This window comes from Schlesneria sp. (assembly GCF_036405755.1).
Lineage (GTDB): Bacteria > Planctomycetota > Planctomycetia > Planctomycetales > Planctomycetaceae > Schlesneria > Schlesneria sphaerica.
The window spans coordinates 1-9,369 of the sequence record NZ_DASWWZ010000744.1 but is presented as its reverse complement, the minus strand read 5'-3'; the positions used below and the strand labels follow the sequence as shown (position 1 = coordinate 9,369).

Below are 9,369 nucleotides of genomic sequence, written 5' to 3'. Positions count from 1 at the left end.
CGTCGCTCAATTAGACTATCTCAGCCCGCACACGATCCCGGCCGGGTATCTTCTCAGCATTCCCCCCTTTCCGGAACAACCAGTCGCCACTTATGCCGTCAAAACGTACCTCGTCGCTCGCAAGGATATCACCCCCCGCATGCTGGCGGCGGCAAGTCACCTGCTGGACGGGGAGCAGACCCCGATGTCATCCGGCCAGTATGAGCCCAGCCTCAGTGAGACGAGCGAACTCTTTCAGGGGGTCGACGCCTTCCTGGGGATCATTATCAATCTTGTGCTGGCGTTTCTCGCCCTGACGGGACTGGAGATGCTGGCGTATCGCAAGCGGTTCCATGAACTCAATTCACTGGTCAGTCTGATCAGTATCCATCAAAGCTCGAAAGATGTCCTCGGCGTGCATGATTCCAGAACACGCAGGGACCATCTCCTGTACCTCAGCCTCTGCAGCGACCTGCTGGGCTTAGTCAGCATGATCGGGGGCTACTACACCCAGGAGAATTCGTCACTGCTGTTCAGCGGAATGCCCGAAATCATCCACCAGCGCTGCGACGGCCTGAAGATCAACATTCAATTGAAGATCCTGCATGCCACCATCGATCCCAAGCCGTTTGAAAAGTCGGTCCTGGAACCGACGGCGACATCGGGATAGCCGCGAACGAGACTGATACTTTTACTGGCCGGCGACAAGTTGCAATGAACACCGCTGTCAGGCGGAAATCGGCCCTGCCAGTCGCGCCTTACCGTAGATCTCGTCTGCCCCTGAAGGACCGTTTCAGCGATTGCTGCTTGAACTTGTGCGAGGAATCGCCAACATGACGGTTCGGCGGCCGTATTTGTGCCCTCGCCGATCTGGTTCCTTTGCAACGACAGGAGATTCGATGGCCGATTCCAGTCCCCCTTCACCACTGGTTGGGGTGATCATGGGAAGCAAATCCGATTGGGAAACGATGCGGCACGCTGCGGAACTGCTGCAGGAATTCGAAGTTCCTCATGAATGTCGGATTGTTTCAGCTCACCGAACTCCTGAATTGATGAATGATTACGCCCGTTCGGCCGAATCGGCGGGCCTGGAAGTGATCATCGCCGGAGCAGGGGGGGCGGCGCACCTTCCCGGCATGGTCGCCTCGCAGACGGTCCTTCCCGTTTTGGGCGTTCCCGTGCAGAGCCGCGCACTCAACGGCATGGATTCGCTTCTGTCCATCGTGCAAATGCCCGGCGGAATCCCCGTGGGAACACTGGCGATCGGTGAGGCGGGTGCCAAAAATGCGGGATTGCTGGCAGTCCGCATCCTCGCCACAACCCGTCCGGAACTCCGAGCCCGACTGCACGACTTTCAAACCCGTCAACGCGACCGGGTACTGGGAGATTCACTTCCATGACGAATCCGATTCTGCCCGGTGCCACGCTGGGAATGCTGGGAAGTGGCCAACTCGGCCGCATGTTTACCATCGCCGCGCGACGCATGGGCTACCGCGTCCATGTCCTTTCTCCCGACACGGAAACGCCGACAGGGCAAGTCGCGGACGTCGAAGTCCGCTGTGACTATCAGGACCTTGATCGGGTCGCTGAATTTGCGAGGGGCGTCAGCGTCGTCTCGTTTGAATTCGAGAATGTCCCCTCAGAAACAACCGAAGTCTGCCGCAAGTACTGTCCCGTTCGCCCCGACGGGTCCGTGCTGCACACATCCCAGAATCGATATCGGGAAAAATCCGCCCTCAAAGAAGCCGGGCTCCCCGTGACCCCCTTCACACTTGTGCGATCGGTCGAGGAACTGGAAGCAGCGGCGAAGCAGCAAGGGTTGCCGGGGGTACTCAAGACGGCCGACTGGGGATACGACGGCAAAGGTCAGGTGGTCGTCCGGTCTGAAGACGAACTTCAGGCGGCCTGGGCCAAACTGAACGCTCCTCAGGCAATTCTTGAGAAGTTTATCGATTTCGAAGGTGAGCTGTCTGTCGTCGCCGCCCGGGGTCTCGACGGGCAGTTTGTCAGCTATGGCCCGATCGGAAACGTACACAGCAATCACATTCTGGACATTTCCGTCTGTCCGCTGCTGGTCCCCGGTTCCGTCGCGGCCGATGCAATCGAGATCACGCGGGCGGTCCTTGATCGACTGAACGTGGTCGGTGTGATGTGTGTCGAGTTCTTTCTCACAAAGAATCAGCAATTACTGATTAACGAGACAGCGCCCCGTCCACACAACTCGGGCCACTTGACGATCGACGCCCATGTCACGTGCCAGTTTGAACAACAGGTGCGGGCCATCTGCGGGCTGCCGCTGGGGTCCGGTGAACTCCGGTCTCCCTCGGCCATGGCGAACCTCCTGGGCGATGTCTGGGACAGCGGCGAACCAAACTGGACGGCGGCGTTGCGGCATCCCAATTTGAAGCTGCATCTGTATGGCAAGCAGGATCCGCGACCGGGGCGAAAGATGGGGCACCTCACCGTGCTGGCTCCGACTGTGCACGAAGCCGAACAGACGGCAAAGCAGGCCCGTGCGGCATTGAAGTTCCGCTGAATCGGGCCCCCCTGCCACGCTCCCCCCTCCGGGGGAGCGACCGAAATTGTACGAACCTGCCAAACCGCTATGATTTCGGGGCCAGACGGAGTTCCTGATGAAAGCCGGAAACGGCCTGGGTGACACCGGTGGGAAGCCGATTTCTCGCGACGCCTGGATCCGGACTTGTCGTGATCCGAACCTGAAGAGCGCATCGAGGTGTCCTCTTGCAGTCCGCGGATAGAGACAATTCCGTCCCACCTGATGCTGAATCATCACAACTTGACACCATTTTTGAATACGGAAACGGACTGAAGGTCATGCCTCGTTACGATGACGACGTCAAGCGGATTGAAGCCAAGTGGCAGGCCTACTGGGACGAACACCAGACGTTTCAAGTTGATCCGGCCGGTACCAGTGCCGATGCGTCAGACAAACTCTATGTCCTCGATATGTTTCCCTATCCGTCGGGGGCGGGTCTGCATGTCGGACACCCCGAAGGATACACCGCGACGGACATCGTCTGCCGCTTTAACCGCATGCGGGGCAAGCAGGTGCTGCATCCGATGGGCTGGGATGCATTCGGATTGCCCGCCGAAGACTACGCGATCAAGACCGGAACTCATCCCGCCGTCACGACGGCCAAAAACATCGAAACGTTCAAGCGGCAACTGAAGTCACTCGGTTTCAGTTATGACTGGAGCCGCGAGTTCGCGACGACAGATCCCGAATACTACCGCTGGACACAGTGGATCTTCCTCCAGCTTTTCGACACCTGGTACGATCCCGCTCATGAATGGACCGGTCCCGACGGTAAGGCCCGTACAGGACGGGGTCGCCCGATCGCCGACCTGCCGATTCCCGCCGACATCGCCTCTCGCGGCAGTGACGCGGTGAGGCGCTACCAGGATCAGCACCGGCTGGCTTATCAACATGAAGCCCCGGTCAACTGGTGTCCCGCACTGGGGACGGTGCTCGCCAACGAAGAGATCGTCGACGGGAAGAGCGAACGAGGCGGACATCCGGTCGAGCGAGTGCCGCTGCGCCAATGGTTGCTGCGGATCACCGCCTACGGAGACCGCCTGGCGAATGAGCTGGACGATCTTCAATGGCCCGAATCGATCAAGCTGATGCAGAAAAACTGGATCGGCCGCAGCGAAGGTGCGGAAGTCGATTTCTACGTCGGACAGAACGGACCCGCTTACGAAGAATGGAAGGCGAACCGTGCGACGAACGGCTTCCCGCGGGAAGCTTCGCCGGATGTCTTACGAATTTATACGACGCGGCCTGACACGCTCTTCGGCGTCACCTACATGGTCCTCGCCCCTGAGCATCCGGCGGTGGCCGTGTTGACGACTCCTGAGCAACGTGCGGCCGTGGAGGCCTATCGACAGCAGGCTGCCACGAAGAGTGATCTGGATCGAACCGATCTGGCCAAGAACAAGAGCGGAGTCTTCACCGGGGGCTACGCGACGAACCCGATGAACGGCGAGCAGGTCCCCGTCTGGATCGCTGACTACGTTCTGATGAGCTACGGCACCGGTGCCATCATGGCCGTTCCCGCCCACGATGAACGAGACTTCGAGTTCGCCACGCAGTTCCAGATTCCCATCACGCACGTCGTGGCTCCGGCCGACGGAAGCGTCGACGTCAGTCAGGGCTTCTTTCAGCACGGTGTCGCGATCAATTCGGGAGCGTACACCGGCCTGCCGACGCTTGAGTTCAAGACAAAAATGACCAGTGATCTGCAGTCCGCGGGGATCGGACGCAAGGCGGTCAACTACCGCTTGCGTGACTGGTTGTTCTCGCGCCAGCGTTACTGGGGCGAACCGTTCCCGATCTGGCACGAGCTGGACGAAAACGGACAACCGACCGGTCTGTTGCGAACCGATGCCGTCACCGAACTTCCGGTTCGTCTGCCGGAAATGGCTGACTTCAAACCGACGGGTACGCCTGATCCGATGCTCTCAAAGGCACCAGAGAACTGGTTGTACAAAACCTCGCCCGAGGGCGTGCGTCTCAAGCGGGAAACCAACACCATGCCGCAGTGGGCGGGGTCGTGCTGGTACTACCTGCGCTTCGCCGACCCCCAGAACACCGAGCGATTCCTGGATCCGGCCCTGGAAAAGCGGTGGCTTCCAGTCGACCTGTATGTCGGTGGGGCAGAGCACGCCGTGCTGCACCTGTTGTATTCCCGCTTCTGGCATAAAGTCCTGTTTGACCGTGGACACGTTTCGACGGCAGAACCGTTCCAGCGACTGGTCAATCAGGGAATGATTCTGGGCGAAGTCGAGTTCACCGGGTACGTGCTGGGGACAAATGCGGGGACGGATATTGCGACACTTCCCTTCGTTTCAGCACGCGATTTGAAAGCGAATGTCGATGAAAGTGGTGCCACCACACGAGTCGTCGAAAAGACCGGTGAAGTCGTCACGCCCGTCGTACTTGATCTTGAGGCGGTCGAGAAGAAGGGAGATGCCTTCGTCCTGAAGGATCGGCCCGAGATCGTGATTGAAAGCCGCGCCCATAAGATGTCCAAATCCCGGGGCAACGTCATCAATCCCGATGTCGTGGTCAACCAGTTCGGGGCCGATTCACTTCGACTGTACGAAATGTTCATGGGTCCGCTCGAAGCCGTTAAGCCATGGAGCATGAAGGGTGTCGAAGGGGTTGCCCGGTTCCTTGGTCGTGTCTGGCGAATGATCGTCGATGAATCGAATGATACCAAGGCCCAACTGTGTCCTCAGGTCCAGGATGTCGCTCCGACGGCGGCTCAACTGCGAACCTTGCATCGTACCATCAAGGCAGTTACGCGCGACGTGGAATCCATGGGATTCAACACGGCCATCAGCCGCATGATGGAATTTGTGAATGAGTTCCTCAGCCAGGACGTTCGCCCGAAAGCCGTCATGGAACCGTTCGTCCTGATGCTCAGCCCCTTCGCACCGCACCTGGCCGAAGAACTCTGGGAACTGCTGGGACATTCAAAAACGCTGGCGTACGAACCATGGCCGACTCACGAAGAGAAATACCTCATCGAAGCCGAGGTCGAAATCCCGGTGCAGATCAACGGAAAGTTGCGCGGCAAGATCACGATCCCCACAGGTGCAGATCAGCCCACAACGGAAGCGGCGGCCAAGGCGGACGCAGTCATTGCTGGTCAGCTCGAAGGGAAGAATATCGTCAAGACGATCGTGGTCCCGGGTAAGATGATCAACTTCGTCGTGAAGTAGATTTTCCTGAAGGGAACGCCTCCCGATCTCATCGGCCATGGGGGCAAAGATGACCAGTCTGCGGACGCGTCTCAGGACGCCCGCAGACTGACGTCGGTCCGGGACGTTTCACGGGTGAGCGGACTCGCCCCGACGGCCGTTTCTGGCATGAGTCGTAAAAAAAGAGAGCAGACCGGGGCAATTCTGAGTCCTGGTCTGCTCTCTCTATTGATTCGGCGTTATTCACGCCACGGATCCGTATCAGCCGCTTTTCGACCAAGCCGGGATCATTCAGCAATAACCGGGTTGGCGAGAACACCCACCCCTTCGATTTCAACTTCCATCCGATCGCCCGCCTTGAGGTAGACTTGCGGATTGCGAGCCGAACCGACACCCGGAGGCGTTCCGGTGAAGATCAGGTCGCCCGGTTGCAGCGTGATCAGTTGCGACAGATGAGCAATCACTTCGTCGATGCCAAAGATCAGCTCTTTTGTCGACGAATTCTGTAGCGTTTCGCCGTTCAGACGCAGACCGATCTTCAGACTGCGTGGATCGACTTCGTCGGCGGTGACCAGGTAGGGTCCCGTGGGTGCGAAGGTGTCTGGTGACTTGCCCAAGAGCCACTGACCGCCCGGTCGTCCCTTTTGCCAGTCGCGAGCCGAGACATCGTTACCGCAGGTGTATCCCGCGACGTATGAGTAAGCTTCCTCTTTCGGGATGTTTTTTCCCTGCTTGCCAATCACGACGACCAGCTCGGCCTCATAATCGACTTCATGAGAAACTTTCGGCAGAATCACCGCGTCTTCGGGACCGATCACGGTCTGCGAAAACTTGCTGAAGACGACGGGCTCGGTCGGAATGGGCGAATTGGTTTCGATCGCGTGATCGCGATAGTTCAACCCGATACAGAAGACTTTGCCCGGATTTCCCACCGGGGCCGCCAGCTGACCCGTGATGAAGGGGCCTTTGGCCGATCCGACCGCCAGCGCATGGGCTGCTGTGATCAGACCTTCTGGAGCGGCCAGAATTTCCCGCATGGTGGTGGGAAGCTTGACATCCACTTCACACAAATCCACAAAGCGTCCGTCGAGTGCCACGCCAACGACTCGTGGTCCCCAGTCGGTTTTCAAGGTGGCCAGCTTCATCTTAGTCTCCCTGGTAGTAGTGTCTGCGAGGCTGTGAAACGACTTCTCACAATTGAGTTTTGCACGGCGTCGGGACACTCTAGTCACCTCGGGAGGGATTTTCATCCGTACAGAGGTCACTTCAACTTGCCGGTCGAACTCAAATCTGCGAAACAGGGTTCGTGTTCAGCATGCACCCTGATTCTGCGCCGCAGCGATGCTGGGGAACTCACAGGCGTCACGCGCTCCACCGAAATCACGTCAGGGACTTGCACCAGCCTTACGGACACAAGCTGAGGAACGGAAAGTCATGGAAGCGGCGCCGACAATCCTTTTTGCGGGGGGAGGCACCGGCGGCCACCTGTTCCCCGGGATCGCCGTGGCCGAACAGCTCCGCCAGCGTTCCCCTTCCCGCCGACTCATTTTCATCGGCTCCAACCGGCCCATCGAAGTCAGCATCGCGGCGGACCACCACCTCGAACATCGCATGTTGCCGGTCGAATCACTGGCGGTTCTCAAACGAAACCCCGTCAGATTTCTCTGGCGAAACTGGCAGGCGTGGCGCAGCGCCCAAGCACTGCTGAAAGAACTTCGGCCCGCCGCCGTCATTGGGTTGGGTGGCTACGCCAGTGCACCCCTCGTCTATGCAGCCAGCCGCCAGCGAATTCCCGTCGTGCTGCTGGAACAAAACGCGATCCCCGGACGGACGACACGTGGTCTGAGCCGCTACGCAAACCAGGTCTGCCTCTCGTTCGCCGAGGCACAATCATATTTGCCGCGCGCTCGCCGTGTGACGGTCACCGGGAATCCCGTACGCGCAGAGATTGCCCGCTTGCACCACCCCGCAGAAGATCATGCAGACACCGTCGTCTCTCCAGTGGATACTGGCCGACATTTGCTGATCCTCGGCGGAAGTCAAGGTGCCGACTCGCTGAATGCTGCGGTATTGAAAGCGGTTGCGGCGTTGCGCGAACCACTCGCCAACTGGCAGATTGATCACCAGACCGGGCCTCGCGATGTGGAGGTCGCTCGTCAAACATACGCCCAACTGGGGTTAAAAGCTGAAGTGTCGTCATTCTTTCGTGAAATGCCCGCACTCTACGAGCGTGCGAGTCTCGTCATTTCACGAGCCGGTGCCACGACGCTGGCGGAACTGGCGTGTGCGGGCAAGCCGGTAGTTCTGCTCCCCTATCCGCACGCAGCCGACGCTCATCAGCATGCCAATGCCAAAGTGTTCGTCGATCGCGAGGCCGCACTCCTCGTGGAACATGCACATTCTTCTGACGAGACCGCTTTGCAGTTATCCCGGAACCTGGAGAAGCTCATCAGGGACCCCTATTTGCGTCATCGCATGGGAAATGCCGCATTGTCACTTGCCCACCCGGACGCAGCCGCGGCCATCGCGGATGTCATCGCGGCTGAGGTGACTCCCTGCGCCCGATAGGCCATTACGCGGCGGTGTCTGGTGTCCGGGTTTCTGCAACCTGAGTGACGCGAACCGGCCACTGTACGAGCACCGTCGCGATCAGGCAAAACGTCAAGCCGACCAGATTGACCCATTTCGAGGCTTCATGGTAATGCGTAAACGACGCCGACTTGGCTTGGCCCGGGGGAACGACCATTCGCAGCAGAGGAAGATAGACAAAGACGTAGTCCAGCGCCAGCACGCCAAGTGACAGCGCCAGGAAGATCAGTGCCCCAGTGCGTCGGAACCGGGGAAAAGCGGCCGACGGTCCCCCGACAAGTGCCCCCAGCCAGGCACTTCCCATCAGAACCACTCCGCAGACGTAATACGCAGGAAAGCGGAGTGCGACGAGAATATCTTTGGTGGCAGAGTCGAAGCCGCCTCGCGTCACCTCGGCCACTCCCACAATCACAAACAGAGTGGCAGCACCAACCCAGGCGGACGTACAGAAGCGAGCAATAAACTGCCCAACCGTCGCCAAGAGACCTTGCGGGGGTTCAGCCGGGGAGTGCCCCATAAATTTCATGCTCCGAAATCAAATCACTCAATCAGGACGTGCGACAGGCCACAGTCCGGAAGTTCACTCGTTTCTCACACTGACCCGCAGAGATTCTGCAGATGCAGCCTGCAAAGAGGAATCGAGCGATCCATCTCAGACGACGCAACCAGCGTTATCGCATCAGACCGCAGCAGTCTCGCTGCGGGATTGAGGCATTGTGACGGAGTCATCCCAATTACGGAAGCATGACCTTGACGTTGGCACCAATCGCAATTTTGGGCCACAACTTGCCAGCCGGTTCGATCTTTACAGCCACGAACGATTCGCCATTCCGCGATGACGACGTGACGTGCGAGGGGATCTCGGAAATCACTCCAATCCGTTTGTCATTCTCTGGAAAGACAAGAGTGACCTTGGTTCCGGGTTTCAACTGGGCCGCTGTCCCCGGGGGCAACTGCGCCACCACATGACGCTGGACGTCGTCCAGAATATCCACCAGGGAACCGCCACCTGCGACCTGATCGCCGGAATGAACTTTGACTTCCCCGACGGTGCCGTAGGTCGGACTGATGATC

General features: G+C 58.9%; 8 protein-coding genes. 5 read left to right on the top strand and 3 right to left on the bottom strand.

Translation table 11 applies throughout. The features are described 5' to 3' along the window. The 4 genes from VGE80_RS24480 to leuS form a co-directional block, all read left to right on the top strand. A partial coding sequence (locus VGE80_RS24480) for a hypothetical protein (RefSeq protein ID WP_440594476.1) occupies positions 1-649 on the top strand: 649 nt, incomplete at its 5' end. A gap of 229 nt (positions 650-878) precedes the next feature. After that, positions 879-1,379 carry a 5-(carboxyamino)imidazole ribonucleotide mutase gene (gene purE, locus VGE80_RS24475; RefSeq protein WP_373650246.1) on the top strand — a complete coding sequence of 167 codons (501 nt, stop codon included), beginning with the start codon at positions 879-881 and terminating at the stop codon, positions 1,377-1,379. Beyond that, a complete protein-coding gene (locus VGE80_RS24470) occupies positions 1,376-2,515 on the top strand; it encodes a 5-(carboxyamino)imidazole ribonucleotide synthase (RefSeq protein ID WP_373650245.1) in 1,140 nt (379 codons plus the stop codon). Before purE ends, VGE80_RS24470 begins: the two co-directional genes overlap by 4 nt. A gap of 299 nt (positions 2,516-2,814) precedes the next feature. Next, positions 2,815-5,727, top strand: coding sequence for a leucine--tRNA ligase (gene leuS, locus VGE80_RS24465; protein WP_440594475.1), 2,913 nt, complete (start codon positions 2,815-2,817; stop codon positions 5,725-5,727). A 266-nt stretch (positions 5,728-5,993) separates the two neighbouring features. Here the strand turns inward: leuS and VGE80_RS24460 are convergent, their stop codons facing one another. Beyond that, the gene (locus VGE80_RS24460) at positions 5,994-6,851 is read right to left on the bottom strand and encodes a fumarylacetoacetate hydrolase family protein (protein WP_440594474.1); all 858 of its coding nucleotides are present in this window, start codon (positions 6,849-6,851) and stop codon (positions 5,994-5,996) included. 289 nt (positions 6,852-7,140) lie between these two features. Between VGE80_RS24460 and murG the strand changes: the two genes are divergently transcribed. Continuing rightward, complete coding sequence (gene murG, locus VGE80_RS24455) at positions 7,141-8,274, top strand: undecaprenyldiphospho-muramoylpentapeptide beta-N-acetylglucosaminyltransferase (RefSeq protein WP_440594473.1); 1,134 nt, start codon at positions 7,141-7,143, stop codon at positions 8,272-8,274. 4 nt (positions 8,275-8,278) lie between these two features. On the opposite strand, the gene VGE80_RS24450 is transcribed toward murG, so the two are convergent. Together VGE80_RS24450 and VGE80_RS24445 are read right to left on the bottom strand one after the other, a co-directional pair. Beyond that, positions 8,279-8,812 (bottom strand): hypothetical protein, encoded by a 534-nt coding sequence (locus VGE80_RS24450; protein WP_440594472.1) that lies wholly within the window; start codon positions 8,810-8,812, stop codon positions 8,279-8,281. A gap of 217 nt (positions 8,813-9,029) precedes the next feature. Continuing rightward, the coding region (locus VGE80_RS24445) for an HlyD family efflux transporter periplasmic adaptor subunit (protein WP_440594471.1) at positions 9,030-9,369 on the bottom strand (340 nt) is incomplete at its 5' end.